Origin of the sequence: Streptomyces sp. NBC_00878 (assembly GCF_026341515.1) — a bacterium.
In the GTDB taxonomy this organism is placed as follows: Bacteria; Actinomycetota; Actinomycetes; order Streptomycetales; family Streptomycetaceae; genus Streptomyces.
This window is the reverse complement of sequence record NZ_JAPEOK010000001.1, coordinates 4,288,409-4,312,520: the sequence shown is the minus strand read 5'-3', so window position 1 is coordinate 4,312,520 and position 24,112 is coordinate 4,288,409. Positions and strand designations below refer to the sequence as shown.

General features: G+C 69.4%; 24 protein-coding genes and 1 tRNA gene. 9 read left to right on the top strand and 16 right to left on the bottom strand.

All coding sequences use genetic code 11. From position 1 onward, the window contains the following. Positions 1 to 142: 142 nt before the first annotated feature. The 4 genes from galT (at position 143) to OHA11_RS17950 (ending at position 4,167) form a co-directional block, all read left to right on the top strand. Positions 143 to 1,204, top strand: a complete 1,062-nt coding sequence (gene galT, locus OHA11_RS17965) for a galactose-1-phosphate uridylyltransferase (protein WP_266497463.1) — start codon at positions 143 to 145, stop codon at positions 1,202 to 1,204. Beyond that, complete coding sequence (gene galE / locus OHA11_RS17960; protein ID WP_266497461.1) at positions 1,201 to 2,235, top strand: UDP-glucose 4-epimerase GalE; 1,035 nt, start codon at positions 1,201 to 1,203, stop codon at positions 2,233 to 2,235. Before galT ends, galE begins: the two co-directional genes overlap by 4 nt. Continuing rightward, a complete protein-coding gene (galK, locus tag OHA11_RS17955; RefSeq protein WP_266497459.1) occupies positions 2,235 to 3,407 on the top strand; it encodes a galactokinase in 1,173 nt (390 codons plus the stop codon). The genes galE and galK overlap by 1 nt, the downstream gene beginning before the upstream one ends. Positions 3,408 to 3,540: 133 nt before the next feature. Beyond that, positions 3,541 to 4,167: a Uma2 family endonuclease gene (locus tag OHA11_RS17950; protein ID WP_266497456.1), complete on the top strand. Its 627-nt coding sequence runs from the start codon at positions 3,541 to 3,543 to the stop codon at positions 4,165 to 4,167. On the opposite strand, the gene OHA11_RS17945 is transcribed toward OHA11_RS17950, so the two are convergent. Then, positions 4,154 to 4,621 carry an N-acetyltransferase gene (locus tag OHA11_RS17945; RefSeq protein WP_266497454.1) on the bottom strand — a complete coding sequence of 156 codons (468 nt, stop codon included), beginning with the start codon at positions 4,619 to 4,621 and terminating at the stop codon, positions 4,154 to 4,156. The two genes, OHA11_RS17950 and OHA11_RS17945, sit on opposite strands and share 14 nt — an antisense overlap. A gap of 253 nt (positions 4,622 to 4,874) precedes the next feature. On the opposite strand from OHA11_RS17945, the gene OHA11_RS17940 reads away from it, so the two are divergent. After that, positions 4,875 to 5,642 carry a response regulator transcription factor gene (locus OHA11_RS17940; RefSeq protein ID WP_266497451.1) on the top strand — a complete coding sequence of 256 codons (768 nt, stop codon included), beginning with the start codon at positions 4,875 to 4,877 and terminating at the stop codon, positions 5,640 to 5,642. Here the strand turns inward: OHA11_RS17940 and OHA11_RS17935 are convergent. Continuing rightward, entirely contained in the window at positions 5,601 to 6,098 is a 498-nt protein-coding gene (locus OHA11_RS17935; protein ID WP_266497450.1) for a MarR family winged helix-turn-helix transcriptional regulator, read from the bottom strand. The two genes, OHA11_RS17940 and OHA11_RS17935, sit on opposite strands and share 42 nt — an antisense overlap. 125 nt (positions 6,099 to 6,223) lie before the next feature. Here OHA11_RS17935 and OHA11_RS17930 point away from each other — a divergent pair, with 125 nt between their 5' ends. Both OHA11_RS17930 and OHA11_RS17925 read left to right on the top strand, forming a co-directional pair. Next, positions 6,224 to 7,042 carry a trans-aconitate 2-methyltransferase gene (locus OHA11_RS17930; RefSeq protein ID WP_266497448.1) on the top strand — a complete coding sequence of 273 codons (819 nt, stop codon included), beginning with the start codon at positions 6,224 to 6,226 and terminating at the stop codon, positions 7,040 to 7,042. Positions 7,043 to 7,045: 3 nt separating this feature from the next. Continuing rightward, complete coding sequence (locus OHA11_RS17925; protein ID WP_266497444.1) at positions 7,046 to 7,429, top strand: VOC family protein; 384 nt, start codon at positions 7,046 to 7,048, stop codon at positions 7,427 to 7,429. Here OHA11_RS17925 and OHA11_RS17920 read toward each other — a convergent pair. From OHA11_RS17920 to OHA11_RS17905, 4 genes are all read right to left on the bottom strand, one after another. Beyond that, positions 7,404 to 7,655, bottom strand: a complete 252-nt coding sequence (locus tag OHA11_RS17920; RefSeq protein WP_266497441.1) for a type II toxin-antitoxin system RelE/ParE family toxin — start codon at positions 7,653 to 7,655, stop codon at positions 7,404 to 7,406. The genes OHA11_RS17925 and OHA11_RS17920 overlap by 26 nt on opposite strands. After that, positions 7,652 to 7,903: a type II toxin-antitoxin system Phd/YefM family antitoxin gene (locus tag OHA11_RS17915; protein ID WP_266497437.1), complete on the bottom strand. Its 252-nt coding sequence runs from the start codon at positions 7,901 to 7,903 to the stop codon at positions 7,652 to 7,654. The genes OHA11_RS17920 and OHA11_RS17915 overlap by 4 nt, the downstream gene beginning before the upstream one ends. Positions 7,904 to 7,979: 76 nt before the next feature. Further along, the gene (locus OHA11_RS17910; protein ID WP_266497435.1) at positions 7,980 to 8,651 is read right to left on the bottom strand and encodes a TetR/AcrR family transcriptional regulator; all 672 of its coding nucleotides are present in this window, start codon (positions 8,649 to 8,651) and stop codon (positions 7,980 to 7,982) included. Continuing rightward, positions 8,648 to 9,661 carry a fatty acid desaturase gene (locus OHA11_RS17905; protein WP_266497432.1) on the bottom strand — a complete coding sequence of 338 codons (1,014 nt, stop codon included), beginning with the start codon at positions 9,659 to 9,661 and terminating at the stop codon, positions 8,648 to 8,650. Before OHA11_RS17905 ends, OHA11_RS17910 begins: the two co-directional genes overlap by 4 nt. Positions 9,662 to 9,942: 281 nt before the next feature. Between OHA11_RS17905 and ppc the strand changes: the two genes are divergently transcribed. Next, positions 9,943 to 12,675: a phosphoenolpyruvate carboxylase gene (gene ppc / locus OHA11_RS17900; RefSeq protein ID WP_266497429.1), complete on the top strand. Its 2,733-nt coding sequence runs from the start codon at positions 9,943 to 9,945 to the stop codon at positions 12,673 to 12,675. A gap of 133 nt (positions 12,676 to 12,808) precedes the next feature. Here the strand turns inward: ppc and OHA11_RS17895 are convergent, their stop codons facing one another. The 10 genes from OHA11_RS17895 to OHA11_RS17850 all read right to left on the bottom strand — a co-directional run bounded on the left by OHA11_RS17895 (position 12,809) and on the right by OHA11_RS17850 (position 22,530). After that, positions 12,809 to 13,294, bottom strand: a complete 486-nt coding sequence (locus tag OHA11_RS17895) for a hypothetical protein (protein ID WP_266497425.1) — start codon at positions 13,292 to 13,294, stop codon at positions 12,809 to 12,811. Between the two features lie 317 nt (positions 13,295 to 13,611). After that, positions 13,612 to 15,903, bottom strand: a complete 2,292-nt coding sequence (locus OHA11_RS17890) for a tetratricopeptide repeat protein (RefSeq protein ID WP_266507265.1) — start codon at positions 15,901 to 15,903, stop codon at positions 13,612 to 13,614. 197 nt (positions 15,904 to 16,100) lie between these two features. Beyond that, positions 16,101 to 16,724 (bottom strand): DUF6879 family protein, encoded by a 624-nt coding sequence (locus OHA11_RS17885; protein ID WP_266497421.1) that lies wholly within the window; start codon positions 16,722 to 16,724, stop codon positions 16,101 to 16,103. Beyond that, positions 16,717 to 16,986, bottom strand: a complete 270-nt coding sequence (locus OHA11_RS17880; RefSeq protein ID WP_266497420.1) for a hypothetical protein — start codon at positions 16,984 to 16,986, stop codon at positions 16,717 to 16,719. Before OHA11_RS17880 ends, OHA11_RS17885 begins: the two co-directional genes overlap by 8 nt. 269 nt (positions 16,987 to 17,255) lie before the next feature. Beyond that, entirely contained in the window at positions 17,256 to 17,867 is a 612-nt protein-coding gene (gene pth / locus OHA11_RS17875; RefSeq protein WP_266497416.1) for an aminoacyl-tRNA hydrolase, read from the bottom strand. Between the two features lie 163 nt (positions 17,868 to 18,030). Next, positions 18,031 to 18,618, bottom strand: coding sequence for a 50S ribosomal protein L25/general stress protein Ctc (locus OHA11_RS17870; protein WP_266497413.1), 588 nt, complete (start codon positions 18,616 to 18,618; stop codon positions 18,031 to 18,033). Between the two features lie 280 nt (positions 18,619 to 18,898). After that, positions 18,899 to 19,870 carry a ribose-phosphate diphosphokinase gene (locus OHA11_RS17865; protein ID WP_200396421.1) on the bottom strand — a complete coding sequence of 324 codons (972 nt, stop codon included), beginning with the start codon at positions 19,868 to 19,870 and terminating at the stop codon, positions 18,899 to 18,901. A 121-nt stretch (positions 19,871 to 19,991) separates the two neighbouring features. Beyond that, a complete protein-coding gene (gene glmU, locus OHA11_RS17860) occupies positions 19,992 to 21,440 on the bottom strand; it encodes a bifunctional UDP-N-acetylglucosamine diphosphorylase/glucosamine-1-phosphate N-acetyltransferase GlmU (protein WP_266497407.1) in 1,449 nt (482 codons plus the stop codon). Positions 21,441 to 21,567: 127 nt separating this feature from the next. After that, positions 21,568 to 21,639 (bottom strand) — tRNA-Gln (locus OHA11_RS17855). 15 nt (positions 21,640 to 21,654) lie between these two features. After that, positions 21,655 to 22,530, bottom strand: coding sequence for a hypothetical protein (locus tag OHA11_RS17850; RefSeq protein ID WP_266497404.1), 876 nt, complete (start codon positions 22,528 to 22,530; stop codon positions 21,655 to 21,657). A 167-nt stretch (positions 22,531 to 22,697) separates the two neighbouring features. Between OHA11_RS17850 and OHA11_RS17845 the strand changes: the two genes are divergently transcribed. Further along, positions 22,698 to 24,026: a sensor histidine kinase gene (locus OHA11_RS17845; RefSeq protein WP_266497402.1), complete on the top strand. Its 1,329-nt coding sequence runs from the start codon at positions 22,698 to 22,700 to the stop codon at positions 24,024 to 24,026. The last annotated feature ends 86 nt before the right edge of the window (positions 24,027 to 24,112 follow it).

Below are 24,112 nucleotides of genomic sequence, written 5' to 3'. Positions count from 1 at the left end.
GGCGGGGGTCTGCACGCAGCACGCACCTCACTTCGCGTTGGTGTTCTTTGTTTGGTTGTGGTGGTGACGGGCGTGGGGATTTGTGGTTTGATGTGTTTGGTTCTGTTGAATGATTTGATCGGGTACGGATGGAGAGTCCGGCGTGAAGAAGACCTCGACCCGGCTGGCCGACGGTCGTGAGCTCATCTACTACGACGTGCGGGACGACGCGGTGCGCGACGCGGTGGACCGGCGCCCGCTCGACCGGACGGTCACCACATCGGAGGTACGCCGCGACCCGCTGCTGGGCGACGCGGTGGCCATCGCCTCGCACCGCCAGGGGCGCACGTACCACCCGCCGGCCGACCAATGCCCGCTGTGCCCCTCCGAGGGCGACCGGCTGAGCGAGATCCCGGACTCCTCGTACGACGTCGCGGTCTTCGAGAACCGCTTCCCGTCGCTCGCCGGGGACTCCGGCCGCTGCGAGGTCGTCTGCTTCACCTCGGACCACGACGCGTCCTTCGCCGATCTGACCGAGGCGCAGGCCGCCCTGGTCCTGGAGGCGTGGACCGACCGCACGGCCGAGCTGTCCCATCTCCCCTCCGTGGAGCAGGTGTTCTGTTTCGAGAACCGCGGCGCCGAGATCGGCGTGACGCTCGGACACCCGCACGGGCAGATCTACGCGTACCCGTTCACGACGCCCCGGACGGCCCTGATGCTGCGCTCGCTCGCGGCACACAAGGAGGCGACCGGCGGGGAGAACCTCTTCGACGCCGTACTGGAGCGGGAGCTGGCCGACGAGCGGATCGTGCTGGAGACCGACCACTGGGTGGCCTTCGTGCCGTACGCCGCGCACTGGCCGTACGAGGTGCACCTCTACCCGCGCCGCCGCGTGCCGGACCTGCTGGGGCTCGACGAGGGGGCGCGCACAGAGTTCCCCCAGGTCTATCTGGAACTGTTGAGGCGCTTCGACCGGATCTTCGGCGAGGGTGAACCGCGGACGCCGTACATCGCGGCCTGGCATCAGGCGCCGTTCGGCACGCTGGAGGAGTTCGACGGTGTGGTGCGGGACGACTTCGCGCTCCACCTGGAGCTTTTCACCATCCGCCGTACATCGGGCAAGCTGAAGTTCCTCGCGGGCTCCGAGTCCGGCATGAGCGTGTTCATCAACGACGTGCCGCCGGAGGCCGCGGCCCAGCGACTGCGAGAGGTAGCGAGTTCATGAGTGGGAAGTACCTGGTCACCGGCGGTGCGGGCTATGTGGGCAGCGTGGTCGCGCAGCACCTGCTGGAGGCGGGTCACCAGGTGACCGTCCTCGACAACCTCTCCACCGGCTTCCGCGAGGGCGTCCCCGCGGGCGCTTCGTTCATCGAGGGCGACATCCGCGACGCCGCCAAGTGGCTGGACCACTCGTTCGACGCCGTGCTGCACTTCGCCGCGTTCTCACAGGTCGGCGAGTCGGTCGTGAGGCCCGAGAAGTACTGGGACAACAACGTCGGCGGCACGATGGCCCTGCTGTCCGCCATGCGCGTGGCGGGCGTCCGCACCCTGGTCTTCTCCTCCACGGCGGCGACGTACGGCGAGCCGGAGACCACCCCGATCGTCGAGTCCGCCCCGACGGCCCCGACCAATCCGTACGGCGCCTCCAAGCTCGCCGTGGACCACATGATCACCGGCGAGGCGGCCGCGCACGGACTGGCGGCGGTGTCGCTGCGCTACTTCAACGTGGCGGGTGCGTACGGCACCTGCGGCGAGCGGCACGCCCCCGAGTCGCACCTGATCCCGCTCGTCCTCCAGGTCGCCCAGGGCCGCCGCGACGCCATCTCCGTCTTCGGCGACGACTACCCGACCCCGGACGGCACCTGCGTCCGCGACTACATCCACGTCGCGGACCTGGCGGAGGCCCACCTGCTGGCGGTCGCCGCCGCGCAGCCGGGCGAGCACCTGATCTGCAACCTCGGCAACGGCAACGGCTTCTCGGTCCGCGAGGTCATCGAGACCGTCCGCAAGGTGACCGGGCACCCGATCCCCGAGGTCGCGGCCCCGCGCCGGGCGGGCGACCCGGCGGTCCTCGTCGCCTCCGCGGCCACGGCCCGCGACCGGCTCGGCTGGAACCCGTCCCGCGCGGATCTCGCGGGGATCGTCGCGGACGCGTGGGAGTTCGCGCAGAACATCGCGAAGCAGAACATCGCGAAGCAGAACATCGCGAAGCAGAACATCACGAAGCAGGGCGTCGCGAAGTCGAAGGAGAGCTAGTGGGGGCACAGCAGGCAGCACCGGCGGAGCAGCAGGTCCGGGACGGCTTCGAGGCGCTCTACGGGGCTGCCCCGGAGGGTGTCTGGGCTGCGCCGGGCAGGGTCAACCTGATCGGCGAGTACACGGACTTCAACGAGGGCTTCGTGATGCCGCTCGCGCTGCCGCACACCGCGGTGGCCGCGGTCTCGCGCCGCGACGACGGCGTACTGCGTCTGCACTCGGCCGACATCGAGGGCCCGGTCGTCGAACTGCACGTCGACGAACTGGCACCGCTGACGAACACGAGCTGGGCCGCCTACCCGGCGGGTGTCGTCTGGGTCCTGCGCGCGGCCGGCCACGCCGTCACCGGCGCGGACATCCACCTCGCCTCGACGGTCCCGACCGGTGCCGGTCTGTCCTCCTCGGCGGCGCTGGAGGTGGTCACGGCCCTGGCCCTGAACGACCTGTTCACACTAGGGCTCACGGGCCCGGAGCTGGCCCGCGTCTCCCAGCGCGCGGAGAACGACTTCGTGGGCGTCCCCTGCGGCGTCATGGACCAGACGGCATCCGCCTGCTGCACGGAGGGCCACGCCCTCCACCTCGACTGCCGCGACCTCTCCATCCGCCAGGTCCCCTTCGACCTGCCGGCCCACGGCCTGCAACTCCTGGTCGTCGACACCCGCGTGAAGCACGCCCTGGGCGACGGCGAGTACGCGGAGCGGCGGGAGGGCTGCGAGGAGGGGGCACGGCAGCTCGGCGTCCCCTTCCTGCGGGACGTCCGGTACGAGGACCTGGAGGCGTCCCTCGCCCGGCTGTCGGACGAGCGGGTGCGTCGCTACGTACGGCACGTGGTGTCGGACGACCACCGGGTGGACGAGGTCATCGCGCTGCTGGACGCGGGGGATGTCCGCAGCATCGGCCCGATCCTCACATCCGGCCATGTCTCATTGCGGGACGACCTGCGCATCTCCTGCCCGGAGCTGGACCTGGTGGTCGCCACGGCGAACGAGGCTGGGGCGCTGGGTGCTCGCATGACGGGCGGCGGCTTCGGCGGCTCGGCGATCGTCCTTGTGGAGTCCTCGGACGCGGACACGGTGACCAAGGCGCTGGAGGAGGCGTTCGCCGCGGCGGGCTACACGGCGCCTCGGGTGTTTCCTGCGGTGCCTTCGGAGGGGGCTCGGCGGGTGGCCTGAATCCCTGCCTTCGCTGCCTCTCTGAACACTGGTCGGGGAGGCAGCGGTTTTTTTCCCCGGACCGGTCACTCTTTGTGATGACGCCTCTGGATCTCGGCAGCTACCGTGGACGGGCAGGCCGAGAATCCCGTCCATGGGAGGAACCATGACCGCCGAGCCGATCGCCGAGCACCAGCCTGAGCAGGGCTGCCGCTGGCCGATGCCGCCGCAGGACGGGTACACCGTGGACGACCTGTTCACGCTGCCCGATCTCCCGCCGCACACCGAGATGATCGACGGGAGCCTTGTCTTCGTGAGCCCGCAGCGGGATTTCCACAGCACCATGATCGACCTTCTGGCGGTCGGCCTGCGCCGCACAGTTCCCAAAGAGCTCAAGGTGCGTCGCGAAATGACCGTCGTCCTGGACCGCCGCAACGGCCCCGAACCCGATCTCTCCGTAGTCCGCGCCGAGGCCATCACGGGTCCGGAGCTGACCCGGTACAAGGCTGAGGACGTCCTGCTCACAGTCGAGGTGGTCTCCCCCGACTCCGAGGCCCGCGACCGCGACACCAAGCCCCGCAAATACGCTGCCGCCGGCATCCCGCACTTCTGGCTGGTCGAGATGACCAGCGCGAACCAGCACCCGGTCGTAAGGGTCTATGAACTCGACCCGCTGTCCAGGACGTACGCGCTGACCGGCATCCACCACGATCAGCTCAAGCTCAGCGTGCCGTACGACCTTGACCTCGACATCACGCTGGACGCGCTCAGGGAGCTGTGACCGACAGCCGCTTGGTCAAGGTGTACTCCGTGATCCCCGGCGGGTAGTCCGGGATCGCGCACACCACCTCGTACCCCTGCTTCTTGTAGAACTCGGGCGCCTGGAAGTCCCACGTCTCCAGCCGGGCGTTGAGGCAACCACGGGACGAGTGGGCCAGATGTTCCGCCCGGGACAGGAGCTGCGAGCCGAGACCGGAACCGCGGTGGCGCTCGTCGACCCAGAGGTACGCCACGTGGAGCCACGTCGCCCACGTGTGCCCGACCAGACCCCCCGCGACCTCACCACCCGCGCCCAACGCCCATACCTGGAGCGGAACTTCCCGTTCACCAGGGGTTCCGCGCAGCGAACGCAGCTCCGCAGACGCGGCCGTGTTCGTGACCCGCAGCCGCGAACGCAGGAATTGGGTACGCTCTTTGTCGACTTCTGTCTCAATACGAAACATACGGCTCACCATAAACGTGCTGGCCAATCAGTTCTGCAAATCGCCTTCCGCTCCCGCTGCCCGGCCGTACTCTGATGAGCAGCACCGGTGGGGGCCGGTGCTGCTCAGGGGGCGAGACAGTCGGGTACGACGCCCGGAGTGGGGGTAGCAGTTCCAGCACGGCGGCGGCCGTGCGGCTGCGGCACCCCGTTTTCCGAGTCTAAGAGGTTCGGGATCTCCGGGCGCCGTACCTGATCCGGTCGTCCCCCGACCAGTGGGGGTTTCAGTGGTTCGCATCCGTGTCCTGGTCGTCGACGACCACCGTATCTTCGCCGAGTCGCTCGCCGCCGCCCTGGCCGCCGAGCCCGACGTCGATGTCTCCGCGGCCGGCAGCGGCCCTGCCGCGCTGCGCTGCCTGGAGCGGGCGGCCGCCGAGGGCCGCAGATTCGACGTACTGCTCGTCGACGCCGACCTGGGTGGCAACGTGCCGGGCGCCCGCCCGGCCGTGCCCGTCCACGACAACAACGAAGAAGGCCTGGTCGACGGCATCTCGCTGGTCGCGGGCGTCCGTTCGGGCCAGCCCAACGTCCGTATCGTCGTACTCGCCGAGAAGGACGACCCGCGTCGCGCGGCGCTCGCTCTGCAGGCCGGTGCCTCGGGCTGGGTGGCCAAGGACTGCTCGCTGTCCCGGCTGCTCACCGTCATACGGGGCGTGCTGCGGGACGAGACGCATCTGCCGCCCGCGCTGCTCACCGGCGTCCTGCGCGAGCTGACCGCCGCCCGCAAGCACCGCACGGAGAGCGAGCGGCTGGTGGAGTCCCTCACCCCGCGGGAGAGGGAGGTCCTGCGCTGTATGGTCGCCGGGCTCGGGCGCAAGGCGGTCGCCGAGCGGCTGTTCCTCTCCCCGCACACCGTGCGTACGCACATGCAGAACGTGCTGGGGAAGCTGGGGGTGCACTCGACCCTCGCCGCGGTGGCGCTCGCCCGCCGGGCCGGGGTCGGACCCGTCGACCTAGCCGGGGATGTTGTCGAACGGGGCGGTCAACTGGCGTAGCAGCCCGGCGAGTTCGCCGCGCTGTGAGCTGCTCAGTTCCGCCAGGATCGCGCGCTCCTGGTCGAGGAGTCCGGCGAGCGCCTGGTCGGCGCGGTCGCGGCCGTCCTCGGTGAGGCGGACGAGTACACCGCGGCGGTCGCTGGGGTCGGGGAGGCGTTCGACGAGGCCCTTCTTCGCCAGCCGGTCGATGCGGTTCGTCATCGTGCCCGAGGTGACGAGCGTCTGGGTGAGCAACTGGCCGGGGGAGAGTTGGTACGGGGATCCCGCACGCCTCAGCGCCGTCAGGACGTCGAACTCCCAGGGTTCCAGGGCATGCTCGGAGAACGCGATCCGGCGTGCGCGGTCCAGATGCCGGGCGAGCCTGCTCACCCGGCTGAGTACCTCGAGCGGTTCCACGTCGAGGTCAGGGCGCTCCCGGCGCCACGCAGCGACCAGCCGATCGACCTCGTCCTCCATGGCGATCAGTGTAATGGTTGTGTCGATGTGAAGTCTCTTGACGTGAATTCTCTTAACCTGAAGTCTCTTGACGTCAAGATATGTGGGTGTGAGGGTGGAGTCCCGTCCACTCCCGAGGAGGCCTCATGTCTGCCGCCGCCGCTCCCGCATGGGACCCGGGCCAGTACCTGCGCCACGCGGAACACCGCGCCCGCCCCTTCACCGAACTCCTGGCCAGGGTCCCGGAGCTGCCCGGCGCCCCGGCGCGCATCGCGGACCTGGGCTGCGGGCCCGGGAACGTCACCGTCCAACTCGCCGAGCGCTGGCCGACAGCGCGCATCACGGGCTACGACAACTCCCCGGAGATGCTGGCGAAGACGGAGGCGCACACGGGCCCCACGGCAGGCGGTGGCCGCCTGGACTTCGCCCACGCGGACCTCACGGACTGGGCGCCCACGGAGACGTACGACCTGATCGTCTCGAACGCGGCGCTCCAGTGGGTGCCGGGGCACCTGGACGCCTTCCCCGCCTGGCTCGACGCGGTGGCCCCCGGCGGCACCTTCGCCTTCCAGGTCCCGAACAACATCGACGCACCCCTGCACACCCTGATGCGCGAACTCGCCGCGACCGCCCGCTGGAAGGACCGCCTCGACGGCGTCCTCCGCCGCGAGGACTCCGTCCATCCACCGCTCCTCTACCTGGACCGGCTGGCCCGCCAGGGCTACGAGACGGACGTCTGGGAAACGACGTACATGCAGCTCCTGCAGGGCGAGGACCCGGTACTCGACTGGTCCAAGGGCACGGGCCTGCGCCCCGCCCTCACGGCCCTGGCCGACGACCCGGAGGCCCGCGACGCCTTCGTGGCGGAGTATCGCGACCTGCTCCGCAGGGCCTACCCGACGGCCCCGTACGGCACGGTCCTGCCGTTCCGGCGGTTGTTCGCGGTGGCTCGGAAGGCCGCCTGACGGATGCTGACCGCCGTCGACCACGTCCAACTCGCCGCCCCACCCGGCAGCGAGCCACGGCTGCGTACGTACTACGTCGATGTCCTCGGCATGACGGAGACCCCCAAGCCGCCGGTGCTCGCGGCGCGCGGGGGCTGCTGGTTCCAGGCCGGGGCGGTGCACCTGCACCTGGGGATCGAGGCCGATTTCCGCCCCGCGAAGAAAGCCCACCCGGGGCTGAGAGTCGCGGACATCGAGTCGTACGCGACCCGCCTCGCCGCCTGCGGAGCGGCGGTGACCTGGGACGACAAGCTCCCGGGGCACCGCCGCTTCTACTCCGAGGACCCGGTGGGCAACCGGCTGGAGTTCCTGGAGCCGGTTGTCAGGGCGTGCGGCCCAGGTGGGTGATGAGGATGCGGATCACGCTGTCGTCGATCACGTAGAGGACGCGGTAGTCGCCGACGTGCAGGCGGCGGAGGCTGGGGGACGTATACACGATCGACCCTGTCGGACGAGGATCGTCGGCCAGCTTGTCGATGGTGTCCAGGACCAGGGCGAGGCCGTTTGGGGCGTCCTTGAGGGAGCGGACGGCCGCGTTCGTGGCGCTCGGTTCCCAGACGATGCGACAGGTCACGGACGCAGCCCCAGGACGCGCCCGACTTCCTCGTGGGGGATGCCCTCTTCGAGCGTGCCCTCGGCCTTCCGTCGCTGGTAGTCGGCCACCGCGATGGCGTCTTCGAGGTCCTCGATCACCTGGGGAGAGATCAACAGCGCGGCCACGTGACCGTGGTCGGTGAGGGCGATGGTCTCGCGGCCGTGAGCGGCCCGGCGGACCAGGTCGCCGAGCTGGGAACGGGCCGCGCTGATCGGAATCTTGGTCATGGGTACGTTGGTACCACGAGATTCACCTTGTGCACCGTTGGACTATCTTCAGTTGATTTGGTGCCTTTGAACCGAACTAACTCTTCCGACGCCCTATCAACCGCGGATTCGCCTCGATACCGTCCAGTCCGTGCCAGGCCAGGTTCACCAGATGGGCCGCCACCTCCGCCTTCTTCGGGCGGCGGACGTCCAGCCACCACTGGCCCGTGAGGGCGACCATGCCGACCAGGGCCTGGGCGTACAGCGGTGCCAGTTTCGGGTCGAAGCCGCGGCGTTTGAACTCGCGGCCCAGGATGTCCTCCACCTGCGTCGCGATGTCCGAGATCAGGGATGCGAAGGAGCCCGTGGACTGGGGGATCGGGGAGTCGCGGACCAGGATGCGGAAGCCGTCCGTGTACTCCTCGATGTAGTCGAGCAGGGCGAAGGCCGCCTGTTCGCACAGTTCGCGCGGGTGGCCCGCCGTCAGGGAGCTCGTCACCATGTCCAGCAGGCGGCGCATCTCGCGGTCCACCACCACCGCGTACAGGCCCTCCTTGCCGCCGAAGTGCTCGTAGACGACGGGCTTGGAGACGCCGGCCTTCGCCGCGATCTCCTCCACCGACGTCGCCTCGAACCCCTTGGCGGCGAAGAGGGTACGGCCGATCTCCAGCAGTTGGGCCCGGCGCTCCGCACCGGTCATCCGGGTGCGGCGGGCGCGCCGCGGCTTTTCATTGCTGGGTGTGCTGGAGTCGGCCACGCCGTCAATCATGCCGCGTCGGCGGTCTCCGCCTTGCGTCGGGCGCCCTTCCCGTCCGGGTTCCGGCGGGAATCGATACGCGAGCGTGACGGCCAGCGCACGTCGGACGCCCAGCCGAGCAGTTCGAACCAGCGGATGAGCCGGGCCGAGGAATCCACCTGGCCGCGCTCCACACCGTGCCGCGCGGAGGTCGGATCGGCATGGTGCAGGTTGTGCCAGGACTCGCCGCAGGAGAGGACCGCCAGCCACCACACGTTGCCCGAACGGTCACGCGACTTGAAGGGGCGCTTGCCCACCGCGTGGCAGATCGAGTTGATCGACCAGGTCACGTGGTGCAGCAGCGCCACCCGGACGAGCGAGCCCCAGAAGAAGCCCGTGAACGCGCCCCACCAGGACATCGTCACCAGGCCGCCGATCAGTGCCGGGAGTGCGAGGGAAAGCCCCGCCCAGAGCAGGAACTGGCGCGAGATCGTACGGATCGCCCCGTCCTTGATCAGGTCCGGCGCGTACTTGTCCTGCGGTGTCTGCTCCTCGTCGAACATCCAGGCGATGTGGGCCCACCACAGGCCCTTCATCAGCGCGGGGACCGTCTCGCCGAACCGCCACGGCGAGTGGGGGTCGCCCTCGGCATCGGAGAACTTGTGGTGCTTGCGGTGGTCGGCCACCCAGCGGACCAGCGGCCCCTCGACCGCCATCGAGCCGGCGATCGCGAGGGCGATGCGCAGCGGGCGCTTCGCCTTGAAGGCGCCGTGCGTGAAGTAGCGGTGGAAACCGATCGTGATGCCGTGGCAGCCGAGGTAGTAGAAGCCGACCAGCAGGCCCAGGTCCAGCCAGCTCACGCCCCAGCCCCAGGCCAGCGGCACCGCCGCGAGGACCGCGAGGAACGGGACCGTGATGAAGAGGAGGAGGGTGATCTGTTCCAGCGAGCGCTTCTGCTCGCCGCCCAGTGTCGCGGACGGAAGGGGGGTGTCGTCGTTGTTCGCCTCGGGGGCGTCGTCGATCACATCGGAACTCGTGGTCATGGGGGCGTCCCCTGTGGGGTCGAGGGTTGTGAGAGTGGCCGGTAATCGCACCTGCCGCTTTTCCGGAAACCGCGCTTACGGTTCCGTAACCTACGGCGTCGTAAGTATGGCAGCGCCTCGCCCGGCGGCAAGAGCCCGAGAGACTGCGCGTCCGTATCGACACCTATCCTTAAGTTCGGTCGGACAGCGCGGTCCGCTCTGTTTCATTCCCGGTTGCCCAGCCGCTGATGCGGCCCCGGGTTCCCTCCAAAAGAGCTTCAACACTGCAAGGAGCCGCACCTGTGAGCAGTGCCGACGACCAGACCACGACCACCAGCAGTGAGCTGCGCGCCGACATCCGCCGCCTGGGCGATCTCCTGGGCGAGACCCTCGTACGGCAAGAAGGCCCCGAGCTCCTGGAGCTGGTCGAGAAGGTCCGCCGTCTCACCCGCGAGGACGGCGAGGCCGCCGCCGAACTGCTGCGCGGCACGGAACTGGAGACCGCGGCCAAGCTGGTCCGCGCCTTCTCCACGTACTTCCACCTCGCGAACGTCACCGAGCAGGTGCACCGCGGCCGCGAGCTGCGCGCCAAGCGGGCCGCCGAGGGCGGACTGCTCGCCCGTACGGCCGACCGGCTCAAGGACGCCGATCCCGAGCACCTGCGCGCCACCGTGCGACACCTGAACGTCCGGCCGGTCTTCACCGCGCACCCCACCGAGGCGGCCAGGCGCTCCGTCCTCAACAAGCTGCGCCGCATCGCCGCCCTGCTGGAGACACCCGTCATCGAGGCCGACCGGCGCCGCTACGACACCCGTCTGGCCGAGAACATCGACCTCGTATGGCAGACCGACGAGCTCCGCGTCGTCCGCCCCGAGCCCGCCGACGAGGCCCGCAACGCCATCTACTACCTGGACGAACTCCACGCGGGCGCCGTCGGTGACGTACTGGAGGACCTGACGGCCGAGCTGGAGCGCGTCGGGGTCGTCCTCCCCGACGACACCCGCCCGCTCACCTTCGGCACCTGGATCGGCGGCGACCGCGACGGCAACCCGAACGTGACACCGCAGGTCACCTGGGACGTCCTGATCCTCCAGCACGAGCACGGCATCAACGACGCGCTGGAGCTGATCGACGAGCTGCGCGGCTTCCTGTCGAACTCCATCCGCTACACCGGCGCCACCGAGGAGCTCCTCGACTCCCTGCGGACCGACCTGGAGCTGCTCCCGGAGATCAGCCCCCGCTACAAGCGCCTCAACGCCGAGGAGCCCTACCGCCTCAAGGCCACCTGCATCCGGCAGAAGCTGGAGAACACCAAGCAGCGCCTGGCCAAGGAGACGCCCCACGAGGCCGGCCGGGACTACCTCGGCACGGCCGAACTGCTCCAGGACCTGACCCTCGTCCAGACCTCGCTGCGCGAGCACCGGGGCGCGCTGTTCGCCGACGGCCGCATGAACCGTACGATCCGCACGCTCGCCGCCTTCGGCCTCCAGCTCGCCACCATGGACGTACGGGAACACGCGGACGCCCACCACCAGGCGCTCGGGCAGCTCTTCGACCGGCTCGGCGAGGAGTCGTGGCGGTACGAGGACATGCCGCGCGAGTACCGGCACAAGCTGCTCGCCAGGGAACTGCGCTCCCGGCGGCCCCTCGCGCCCACCCCGGCACCGCTCGACGCGGCCGGCGAGAAGACCCTCGGCGTCTTCGAGACCGTGAAGCGGGCCCTCGGGGTGTTCGGGCCCGAGGTGATCGAGTCGTACATCATCTCGATGTGCCAGGGCGCGGACGACGTGTTCGCCGCGGCCGTGCTGGCCCGCGAGGCCGGGCTGGTCGATCTGCACGCCGGCTGGGCGAAGATCGGCATCGTGCCGCTGCTGGAGACGACGGACGAACTGAAGGCCGCGGACACGATCCTGGAGGACATGCTCTCTGATCCGTCCTACCGGCGGCTCGTGGCCCTGCGCGGTGACGTCCAGGAGGTCATGCTCGGCTACTCCGACTCGTCGAAGTTCGGCGGCATCACGACCTCGCAGTGGGAGATCCACCGGGCCCAGCGGCGGCTGCGCGACGTCGCCCACCGGTACGGCGTACGGCTGCGGCTCTTCCACGGCCGCGGCGGCACGGTCGGGCGCGGCGGCGGCCCGTCCCACGACGCGATCCTCGCCCAGCCCTGGGGCACGCTTGAGGGCGAGATCAAGGTGACCGAGCAGGGCGAGGTCATCTCCGACAAGTACCTCGTGCCGTCACTCGCGCGGGAGAACCTGGAACTCACGGTCGCGGCCACCCTCCAGGCCTCCGCCCTGCACACCTCGCCGCGCCAGTCCCAGGAGGCGCTGGCCCGCTGGGACGCGGCCATGGACGTGGTCAGCGACGCCGCCCACGCGGCCTACCGCAGGCTGGTCGAGGACCCGGACCTTCCGACGTACTTCCTCGCCTCCACGCCGGTGGACCAGCTCGCCGACCTGCACCTGGGCTCGCGGCCCTCCCGCCGCCCCGGCTCGGGCGTCTCGCTCGACGGTCTGCGCGCCATCCCGTGGGTGTTCGGCTGGACCCAGTCCCGGCAGATCGTGCCCGGCTGGTTCGGTGTCGGCTCCGGTCTGAAGGCTTTGCGTGAGGCCGGTCTCGACAGCGTGCTGGAGGAGATGCACGAGCAGTGGCACTTCTTCCGCAACTTCCTCTCCAACGTCGAGATGACGCTGGCGAAGACGGATCTGCGGATCGCCGGGCACTACGTCGACACTCTGGTCCCGGACGATCTGAAGCATGTCTTCGAGACCATCCGCGCCGAGCACGAGCTGACCGTGCGCGAGGTGCTGCGCATCACCGGTGAGCCGGGGCTTCTCGATGCCCACCCGGTGTTGAAGCAGACCTTCACCATTCGTGACGCCTATCTCGACCCGATCTCGTACCTTCAGGTCGCTCTGCTGAAGCGGCAGCGCGATGCGGCGGCCGCCGGTGAGGAGGCCGACCCGCTGCTGTCGCGGGCCCTGCTCCTGACGGTCAACGGGGTTGCGGCCGGGCTGCGCAACACGGGCTGATCACCGGAAGCGCCCTGCGGGGAGCGTCGTGCGTCGTCTGCGGGTGCGTCGTGGCTGGTCGCGCCCACGCGGCGGAGCCGCATATGTCACAGCCCCGCGCCCCTAAAAAGGGCGCGGGGCCGCTGCCCGTGCCTCAGAGGGTCACGAACGCCGCCGTGACCAGCGTCAGTCCCGCGCCGCCCAGGGCCCAGGCCAGGCGGGGCCGGCGCAGGCCGCCCGCCACCACCATCGAGGCGAGCAGCAGTGCGCCGCCCAGCGGGACCCAGGCGTAGAGGAGTCCGCTGGTGCCCGTGCGCACCACCTCGTCGCTGCCGGGCTTCACGGTGACCGTGTAGGTGCGGCCCTTGTCCACCGCGACCTCGCTGTCGAGGACGACCCGGGCGCGGGCGGTGGACCCCTCCGACATCGGCCGGTACGGGCCCGTGCAGCGGTCGTCGGCACATCGCGTGACCGTCATCGTGCCGCGCTCGCGGCCCTTGCTGAGCATCACGTGCTGGGCGGTGCCCCAGGAGGCCCAGACGCCCGCGATCAGGATCAGCAGCGCGACCGTACCCATCGCCGCGAGCTGTCCGAACCGCAGCGCCGCGACCGTGTTCTGACGGGAGGCGAGGGCAGACATGGCGGCGATCCTTGGCCATGGCCCTGCACTCGGTCAACTCCGGTAGGGCTCCGACGGGCGACAAGTCCCCTGTTGTACGGACCTTTTGGCGGTCTCGGCAGCCGCCCCACGGGTCAACAAACCCTGGAAGGTTCTCCGCGGCGGGAGCTGATTTCCAAGGCCCGGACTCACGGCACTGCGCCGAGCGTCAGGAGCCATGGCCTCGTAGAGGCATACCCGTCGGCGGTCACCTCGGCCGTCACGCGTGGATCCGGACGTGACCAGGAGAGTGCCCGGATCTTCCGGATTCAAGGTCTTGATACGGGTCTCGCGTCGGCTCAGCCGGCTTCCGCCAGTCGGTGCTCGAGGCTGTTGCGTGTCGCCGCTGCCCGTGGGTCGTCGTAGTCGGCAAGGAGCCTCAGCGCCTCCGTCCAGTGCTGACGGGCTGCTTCGGGGGTCTCGTCGAGCAGAGCTGCCCCCAGGCCGTCGAGGGCCAGGGCCTCATGCCAGATATCGCCGAGATCGCGGTGGGTGACGGCGGCCTGGCGGTGGAAGTCGGCTGCCTCCGTGTGGCGGTCGAGTCGACGATAGACCTCGCCCACGCGATGCCACGCCCATGCCTGTTTACTGCGGTCGCCGAGGCGGCGTTGGAGTGCGGCGGACCGTTGGTAGGAGGTCAGCGCGTCGGCGAACTGGCCGCCCGCCTGCTGGGCGTCACCAAGAGTGAGCAACCAATAGGCTTCCAGGCGCAGGTTGCGGAGACCGAGGGCAATGTCGACAGAGGCCTGAGCCGAGGCCAGGGCCTCCTCGATATCGCCCTGTTCACGCCGGAGGCTGCTCAGGAGACGCAGAACGTTGCCCTCGCCCCGCTGGTTGTTCAGGGCGCGGTGCGCTGCCAGAGCCTGCTCGATGACAGCCGAGGCCTCTGAAAGCCGTCCGGCTCGGTAGTGGGTGGTCGCCAGATTGGACAGCGCGGTGGCGGCCCAGCGGTCCGAGCCCTGCTCCTGGAAAACGCTGATGGCCTGAACGAAGTGGTGGGCAGCGGTGTCGAGATGCCTCCGGTGGAGATGGTTCAGCCCGATCAGGTTGAGAGAGTGCGCTTCGTTCAGCCGGTCGCCCAGCTCGCCCCATATCTCCAGGGCGCTCCGGTGGCATTCGAGGCTCTCAGCCAGCTGGTTGACCCGCGAGTGGGTCATGCCGAGTTCTGTGAACAGCCGGCCCTCCGCGGCACGATCGCCGGACCGACCCGCCGCCGCCAGCCCGATGTGGCCCACGGCCAACCAGTCGGCGCCCGCGGCAGAGGGGAACTGCGCGTGCCACAGCACGGCCGGCAACTGCCAGGTGAGCCTGTCGTCTCCGGCGGCAGCCGCGGTACGGACCGCCTGCAGAAGGTTGGTGTGTTCGTACTCGGCCCAGTCCACAGCGGCGTCGTAGTCGGGAAAGGACAAGGGGCGCACGCCTTCCGGTGGCGTTGCGAGGTCCAGACGATCCTCTCCGGGACTGATCCAGCTCTGAGCCGCGTCGGCGGCGTGGAGATACCACTCCAGGACGCGGCGCAGGGCCGCACTCCGCTCCTCCGGCGGCTCCTCGTGCTGCACCTGGTCGACGGCGTAGGCGCGCAACAGGTCGTGGAACTGGTAGCGGTCCGGCGCCGTCTGCTCCAGCAGGTGAGCGCCGACCAGGGAATCCAACAGGTGACGGGCCCGGGGTGTGGTCGTTCCGGCGAGGGCTGCGGCGGCGTCCAGGCCGAACTCGGGGCCGGGATGCAGACCCAGCAGACGGAAGAGCCGGGCTGCCTGGTCGGGCAGGGCGCGATAGGACCAGGCGAAGACGGTGCGCACGGCTTCGGCCTCTTCGTCGTCGCCCGTGCTCAGGGCGTCCCACAGGGAGGACTCGTCCCGCAGGTCCGCCGTCAGCTCGTGCAGCCGCATGTGGGGGTGGCTGGCGGCCCGTTCGGCGGCGATGCGCAGGGCCAGCGGCAGCCGCGCGCAGAGCTGCGCGAGTTCGGCGAGCTGCTGTTCGTCGTCCTGTGGCCGGTACCCGGCGGTCACGGCCCGCAGCAGGGCGATGGCCTCACGCTCGGGCAGTGTTCCGAGCGTGATCCGCCGCGCCCCGTCCCGGACCGCCAGACCGGACAACCGGCTGCGACTCGTGACGACCACCAGACTGCGCGCACTGCCGGGCAACAACGGGCGGACCTGGCCCACTGTGGCCGCGTTGTCCAGGACCACCAGCACCCGACGGTCGGCCAGCAGTGAGCGGTAGAGCGCGGCCGCGGTGTCGAGGTCCTGCGGGACGGACTGCGGACCGACCCCCAGGGAGATCAGGAAACGGTGCAGCGCATCCTGGGCGGTGACCGGCTGCCCCGGGTCGTACCCGCGCAGATTGACGTAGAGCTGTCCGTCCGGAAAGCGGTCGCGGACGTGGTGGGCCCAGCGCAGGGCGAGCGAGGTCTTGCCGGCACCGGCGGTCCCGGCGATCACGTACACCGACACGACGAGCGGATCGTCGCCTTCGCCGGTCAACACCGCGTTCAGTTGATCGAGTTCGTCGGTGCGGTTGACGAAGTCGCGTACGTTGGCGGGCAGTTGCCGTGGCGTGGGGTTCGCGAAGCCGCCGCTCTCCGACATCCCCCGCTCGTGGAAGTGGATTCCTCCCGCGACATCCCTGGCCTGCACGACATCGTGGGTGGACGACCCCGACACTTCGGAGTGTGTGCTGCCGGGGCGCTTGTCGTCAGCACTGGACTCGGTGATTGCCTGCTCCGTCCTGATCTGCGGTTGCGACGACGGCCTGGGAACTGCGGTTGCTACGACGGCTGGGGCGGCTACAACGTCCTGGGCCGAGAAAGGTGAGCCACCTCGCGCTCGAAGTAGGAACTCACGTCCTCCCCCACCTCGTAGAGCTTCCTGATGTAGTTCTCCCAGCTCCCGACCAGATAGCGGTCGGAGTAACGGACCGCGCCGACCGTGGCTCCGGCCTCGCTGTAGAGGACCTGGAAGAGGGTGCTGCCGCCAAGGACAACGACTTCTGGCAGCAGGCAGGCACGCTCAGCCCGAGCCACCTGCTCGGCGCCGACGACTCGGATCCGCTCTCCGTACTCGGCGCGCTGCCGATGAGAGTGGAGCTCCCACTGCACATACGGCGTCAGCGGCTTCTCGACCACCCGCACGCGGTGAAAGAGATGACCCTTGCGTTCGTCCTCCCGGGCGGCGGCGAGCAGGGCGTCACGCCGGTCCGTGAGAAGCCTGAGTGCCTGCTCCCACTCCCCTCGGCGCAGCGCTTCCCGGCTGGGACTGCCCTGCTCCTCGAAGTGCTGCCGACGCTCCAACTTCCAGGAACCCGCGTCACGAATCGCCATGTCCTGTGCCCGGAAGGCCCGTTTGTAGGCGTCCCGATCCAGCCGTTGACCCTGTTCAGGCGTGAGAATCGGCGGGAGTACGTCAAGCATCGGGGATGTCTGCCTTTGCCGCGCTGAGCATGCCTCCAGGGATGACCACCAACCGCTCGTCCGGGGACAGGGCCACGCCGTCAGGAAGACGGGAGCGGTAGGCAGCTGTGAGGTCCCTGCCGATGACAGCGATGTCACCGTTGTCGAGCTGCCAGATGTCCGGGCATTCATCACGACCGTCAGAGTTGCCCAGCTCCTTGGCCGACCGTCCCAGCCTTCGCTCGAATAACGCGGACGGGTCGGCCTCCCAGGCACGGGTCATCTCCGCCTCCAGTCGATTCGTTGCGCTTTCATCAACTACGGATTGTATTCGCTTCGACACAGAGGACAATGGGGTGCAGGGCCAATGGAGGCTTGTTTCCGGTCGCCTTTGCACCGCGACGCAACGAACGCGAAGTCCTCGTGCGGGAGCCCGGCCGTGGTCACGCTCGCAGCCCGGCTTGCAGATCCAGAAGGCGCGGCAGCCGTCCTCGCGGAACCCGCCCGCCGACCCGCCCTACCCAACGAGCATGGACACTGCTTCCGTTCACGTCACGAGTTGTACGTCGACTGCGCCCGCTCCAGGCCCTCGATCACCAGAGCCTCCACCGCGTCCGACGCACGGTCCACGAAGTAGTCCAGTTCCTTGCGCTCCGCCGAGGCGAAGTCCTTCAGGACGAAGTCGGCGACCTGCATACGGCCCGGCGGGCGGCCGATGCCGAAACGGACGCGGTGGTAGTCCGGGCCCATCGCCTTCGTCATCGACTTCAGGCCGTTGTGGCCGTTGTCGCCGCCGCCGAGCTTCAGCCGCAGGACGCCGTAGTCGATGTCGAGTTCGTCGTGGACGGCGACGATGTTGGCCGTCGGCACCTTGTAGAAGTCGCGCAGGGCCGTGACCGGGCCGCCCGACAGGTTCATGTACGACATCGGCTTGGCCAGGATCACCCGGCGGTTCGCCGGTCCCGGCGGGCCGATACGCCCCTCGATCACCTGGGCCTGCGCCTTGCCGGCCCGCTTGAACTTGCCGCCGATCCGGTCGGCGAGCAGGTCGGCCACCATGAAGCCCACGTTGTGGCGGTTCATGGCGTACTCGGGGCCGGGGTTGCCGAGCCCCACGATCAGCCAGGGGGCGCCTGGTTCCGTGGTCACGTCCGTGTCTCCCATGGGTCCTTGATCGGCGGGCTTCCTCGGTCAGCGGGTGCGCGAGGGCAAGCGGCGGGTGCGCGCGGACAAGCGGTGGGTACGCGCGGGCCGTACCGGATATGCGCAGGCCGCCGCCCCCTGGGGAGCGGCGGCCTGCGCACGGTGATCCGGTGCGGGGTCGGGATCAGACCTCGGCGGTCTCGTCGCCCGCGGCGTCCTCGGTGGGCTCCTCCGCCTGGGCGGCCAGGACCTGGAGCACGACGGCGTCCTCGTCGATGGCCAGCGTGGTGCCCTCGGGGAGCGGGATGTCCTTGGCGAGGATGGAGGCACCGGCCTCCAGGCCCGCGATGGACACGGTGACCGACTCGGGGATGTGCGTGGCCTCGGCCTCGACCGTCAGCGTGCTCAGCACGTGCTCAAGGAGGAAGGCGCCCGGGGCCAGTTCGCCCTCGGTGTGGACGTAGACCTCGACGGTGACCTTCTCGCCGCGCTTCACGGTGAGCAGGTCGACGTGCTCAAGGAAGCCCTTGATGGCGTCGCGCTGGACGGCCTTCGGGATCGCCAGCTCGGTGCGGCCCTCGATGTCCAGGGTGAGCAGGACGTTCGGGGTACGCAGGGCAAGCTGCAGCTCGTGGCCCGGCAGCGTGATGTGGACGGGGTCCGCGCCGTGGCCGTAGACGACCGCGGGAACCTTGCTGGCGCGGCGGATGCGGCGGGCGGCGCCCTTGCCGAACTCAGTACGGGTCTCGGCGGCGAGCTTGACGTCGGCCATGGTCACTCCTCGTAGATCAAATGGGGATGGGGGTCCCCCCGCTCGAACGAAAGTTGAGAGTGGGGGAGGTCACCCGGCCAAAACATCGGCCTGCTACGAAGAGCGCGTCGATAACGGACCGCCGCACCAAAGAGTGCGGCCTCCCTCGCCGAGCAACTGTGACAGCTTACGGGGCGGGGAGGCCGTACAAGAAATCGATCTACGCGGGCTCCGGAGCGACGGCCCGGAGGGACGGCCCGGAGGGACGGGACCGGCAGACCCGCTGCTCGTCCTGTTCGTCCTACTCGTCGAACAGGCTGGTCACCGAGCCGTCCTCGAAGACCTCACGCACCGCGTTGGCGATCGTCGGCGCGATCGACAGCACGGTGATCTTGTCGAGTTCCAGTTCGCCCGGGGTGGGCAGCGTGTCCGTGAAGATGAACTCGCTGACCTTGGAGTTCTTCAGCCGGTCCGCGGCCGGACCGGAGAGCACGCCGTGCGTGGCCGTCACGATGACGTCCTCCGCGCCGTGCGCGAACAGCGCGTCCGCGGCGGCGCAGATCGTGCCACCGGTGTCGATCATGTCGTCGACCAGGACACAGACCCGGCCCTCGACATCACCGACGACCTCGTGGACCGTGACCTGGTTCGCGACGTCCTTGTCGCGGCGCTTGTGCACGATCGCGAGGGGCGCGCCCAGCCGGTCGCACCAGCGGTCGGCCACGCGCACGCGGCCGGCGTCCGGGGAGACGACCGTGAGCTTGGTGCGGTCGACCTTGTGGCCCACGTAGTCCGCGAGCAGCGGCAGCGAGAACAGATGATCCACCGGGCCGTCGAAGAAGCCCTGGATCTGGTCGGTGTGCAGATCGACCGTCAGGAGACGGTCCGCACCCGCGGTCTTCATCATGTCGGCGATCAGACGGGCCGAGATCGGCTCACGCCCACGGTGCTTCTTGTCCTGCCGGGCGTAGCCGTAGAACGGCATGATCACGGTGATGCTCCGGGCGGAGGCCCGCTTCAGAGCGTCGATCATGATCAGCTGCTCCATGATCCACTTGTTGATCGGAGCGGTGTGGCTCTGGATGAGGAAGCAGTCGGCGCCGCGGGCCGACTCCTCATAGCGGACGTAGATCTCGCCGTTGGCGAAGTCGAAGGCCTTCGTCGGGACGACCCCGACACCCAGCTGGTGGGCGACCTCCTCGGCAAGCTCGGGGTGGGCGCGGCCGGAGAAGAACATCATCTTCTTCTCGCCGGTCGTCTTGATCCCGGTCACAGCACTGTCTCCTCAGAGGTGTCTCAGCTGGATGGTGAGATGTGTTCTCGGATGCGGGCCCAGCTGGTTGAGCGGGTGTGCATCTATCACGGTACGCCGACTGCGACCCACCGCTTTCCGGTCAGCTTTCGCCTTCCGTCTCCCGGACAGCCGCCTCCGCGGCCTTCGCGGCGGCACTCCCCGGACGCTTCCGGGCCACCCAGCCTTCGATATTCCGTTGCTGGCCCCGGGCGACGGCCAGCGAACCGGGCGGTACGTCCTTGGTGATGACCGAGCCCGCGGCGGTGTAAGCGCCGTCCCCGACCGTGACAGGCGCCACAAACATGTTGTCCGAACCCGTCTTGCAGTGGGACCCGACCGTGGTGTGGTGCTTGGCCTCGCCGTCGTAGTTCACGAAGACGCTGGCGGCCCCGATGTTGGTGTGCTCGCCGATGGTGGCGTCCCCGACGTAGGACAGGTGCGGGACCTTCGTACCCTCCCCGATCGAGGCGTTCTTCGTCTCCACGTACGTACCCACCTTGGCCTTCAGCCCGAGGCGGGTTCCGGGGCGGAGATACGCGTACGGACCCACGTTCGCCTGGGGGCCGACCTCGGCGCCGTCGGAGACCGTGTTGTCGATCCGGGCGCCCGCGCCCACCTTGGTGTCCTTGAGGCGGGAGTTGGGGCCGACCTCGGCACCCTCGGCGAGGTGTGTGGCGCCCTGGAGCTGAGTGCCCGGGTGCACGGTCGCGTCCTGCTCGAAGGTGACGGTGACGTCGATCCAGGTGGAGGCCGGGTCGACGACGGTGACGCCGGCGAGCATCGCGCGGTGGAGCAGCCGGTCGTTGAGGATGCGGCGGGCCTCGGCGAGCTGGACGCGGTTGTTGATACCGGCGATCTCGCGGTGGTCGCCCGCCACGGAGGCACCGACGCGGTGCCCGGCCTCGCGGAGGATGCCGAGGACGTCCGTCAGGTACTCCTCGCCCTGGCTGTTGTCGGTGCGGACCTTGCCGAGCGCGTCCGCGAGCAGCTGCCCGTCGAAGGCGAAGACACCGGAGTTGATCTCGCGGATCGCGCGCTGCGACTCCGAGGCGTCCTTGTGCTCGACGATCGTGGTGACGGCACCGGAGGCGCCGTCGCGCACGATGCGGCCGTAACCGGTGGCGTCCGGGACCTCGGCGGTGAGCACGGTGACGGCGTTGCCGTCGGCGGTGTGGTTCGCGGCGAGGTCACGCAGGGTCCCGCCGCTGAGGAGAGGCGTGTCCCCGCAGACGACCACGACCGTTCCGTCGACCGCGCCGCCCAACTCCTCCAGGGCCATCCGTACGGCGTGACCCGTGCCGTTCTGCTCGGCCTGCACGGCCGTCCGTACGCCCGGAGCGGTCTCGGTGAGGTGGGCGGTGACCTTCTCGCGGGCGTGGCCCACGACGACGACCAGGTGCTCGGGCTCCAACTCGCGGGCGGCGGCGAGTACATGGCCGACGAGAGAACGGCCACAGATGTCGTGCAGGACCTTGGGTGTGGCCGACTTCATACGGGTGCCCTCACCCGCTGCGAGAACGACGACGGCTGCCGGGCGGTTGGCGCTCACGGGGATGCCCTTCGGCTTCGGATGGCTGGGGTGCCTTTGGGGGGTGGACATCCGCAGGATACCGGGGCGTTGTGAGGGGGAAATGTGAGCGGGCCCTGACAGTGCTGTCAGGGCCCGAGCTGCGCAGCTCCGCCGGCTGGATTCGAACCAGCGTCTCAAGGCTCCAAAGGCCTGCGGGATGCCGCTACCCCACGGCGGATTGCTGCCTCAAACCTTACCGGAGGAGGGGAGGGGCATGATCCCTCCCTGCGGAGTCCACCATCCCGGACCACCAGCCTTCGATGCGGCGGTAGAGCTCGGCGCCCTGTGATACGCGGATCACGAGGCAGCCCCGGTAGTTCTCGCCCACGTTTTTGCGGACGGTTTTGGGGTTGTGCTTCTTGATGGTCGTCTTTTGGAACGTAGCGACGTCGACGCCAACGAGGTCAGCCCAGTAGCGCTTGGCGCCATCCACGTCGGCTGTCATGTGGATCATGACTCGGTATTGCAGGCGTCCACGCTCCACGCCGAGAAGGTTGAGCCAAGCCAGGTAGAGCCGGATGACTCCGGGGTCGCTGTTGACGAAGAGGACGTTCTCGCGCCGGTCGTAGGGCTTGTCCTTCGACCCCTCTGCCCAGTACAGGGCCGCACCCGCCATGAGCAACTCCCGGTCGGTCATTGCGCCGATCTCGCTTGCTGAGTCCGCCTTGGTCCTCTGGCGCTTCTCATCGCGAATGGCGAGTTCGTGCTCCCACCGTTTCCGTGCCGCGAGCTTCGCCTGCTCGGCGGAGTCGCGGCGTTCCGGCTTCGGTAGATCCCGTACCCACAGTGAGATCGAACCCTTCGAACACCCCAGCTCCACCTGGATCTGGTCGTACGTCCAGCCCTTGAGGCGTAGTTCGCGAGCCCTGTCGCGGAGGTCGTCCTTCGCGTTCGGTCGCTTCGTCCACTCCGGAGGCGGCTCGCCCTCCAAGAGGCGGTTGAGGATGTCGTTGTTGTCGACGTGCAGGCGGTCGCGGATCTGGCGGCGGCTGAGCCCCGCCCGGCGCAGCGCGGTCGCCTGTTCCCGTAGCGCCTCGAAGTCCCCGTATTTGCTGTGTGCGTGTGCCATAGGCATACCGTCCAGGCGGAATGGGGGCTTCGAGGGTCGAACGGTGGGCGATTCAGCAGTTCGAGGGATTCCGGCCGGTTTCGTATCTGTTCGATTACGGCGAGTGGTGTAGGCCAGTACGCGAAACTCACCGGAAAAGCGACCGGGGGCGACCGTAGGCTGGAGGCATGACCACGACGGGGGAAGACCACACCGCGGCCCTGGCAGGGCCGTGGTGGTGGGCGAGGTGGCGTAGTGCAGTGCTCGACGGGAGCCTCGCGCTGGTGTCGGCCGTGGAGTGTGCGATCGAGGGGTATCCCTTCGCGGAGGCGGCGGGGGTGCCGGTTCCAACGGGGGTGGTGTTCGGCGCCGTCGCCGGGTCCGTGTTGTTGTTCCGGCGGCGGTGGCCCATCGCGGTGGTGCTGGTGTCGATCGCCATCACGCCGGCCCAGATGGGGTTCCTGATGGGGCTCGTCGGGCTCTACACGCTCGCCGCGTCCGAGATGCCCCGGCGGATCATCGGGGCGCTGGCCGGTATGTCGCTGGTGGGGACGCTCATTGTCACGTACGTGCGTGCGCACCAGGGGATGGTGCGGGGCGACCTGAGCATGGTGGGGGACTGGTTCGTGCCGTTCGTGTCCATCACCACCTCGCTGGGGATGACCGCGCCGCCGATCCTGCTCGGCCTGTACGTGGGGGCCCGGCGGCGGTTGATGGAGAGTCTGCGGGAGCGCGCCGACTCCCTGGAGCGGGAGTTGCAGCTGCTGGCCGAGCGGGCCGAGGAGCGGGCGGAGTGGGCGCGCAACGAGGAGCGGACCCGGATCGCCCGGGAGATGCACGACGTGGTCGCGCACCGGGTGAGCCTGATGGTGGTGCACGCGGCGGCTCTGCAGGCCGTGGCGCGGAAGGATCCCGAGAAGGCCGTCAAGAACGCCTCACTCGTGGGCGACATGGGACGGCAGGCGCTGACCGAGCTGCGGGAGATGCTCGGGGTGCTGCGCAAGGGGGAGGGGGGTTCGGCGGTTTCCTCCATGCGGATGCAGGTCGTGCCGCTCGCGGCGGTGGGGGCTGCCGCGGCCGCCGCGGCGTCCCGGGCCGTGGACGAGGAGGCCGGGGACGGGCCCTGCCTCGACGATCTCCAGGAGTTGGTGGGGCAGTCCGCCGCCGCGGGGATGGCCGTCGACCTGTCCGTGGAGGGGGATGCCCGGGGCTACGCGGCCGCGGTGGAGCAGACCGCCTATCGCGTGGTGCAGGAGGCGTTGACCAACGTCCACAAGCACGCGGCGGGGGCGAAGACCCGGGTACGGGTCGCGCATCGCGGGGCCGAGATCGCCATGCAGGTGGAGAACGGTCCGCCGCCCGAGCCCGGAGCCGCGTCCGACGCGCGGCTGCCCAGCGGGGGGAACGGGCTGCTCGGCATGAAGGAGCGGGTGGTGGGGCTGGGCGGCGTGTTCGTCTCCGGGCCCACCGATGCCGGTGGGTTCCGGGTGTCGGCGGTCATTCCGGCCGTGGGGTGAGCCGGGTGTTGGCGGTCATTCCGGCCGTGGGGTGAGCCGGGCGGCGGGGTGAGTCCGGCCGAGGCGTGAGCCGGGCGGCGGGATGA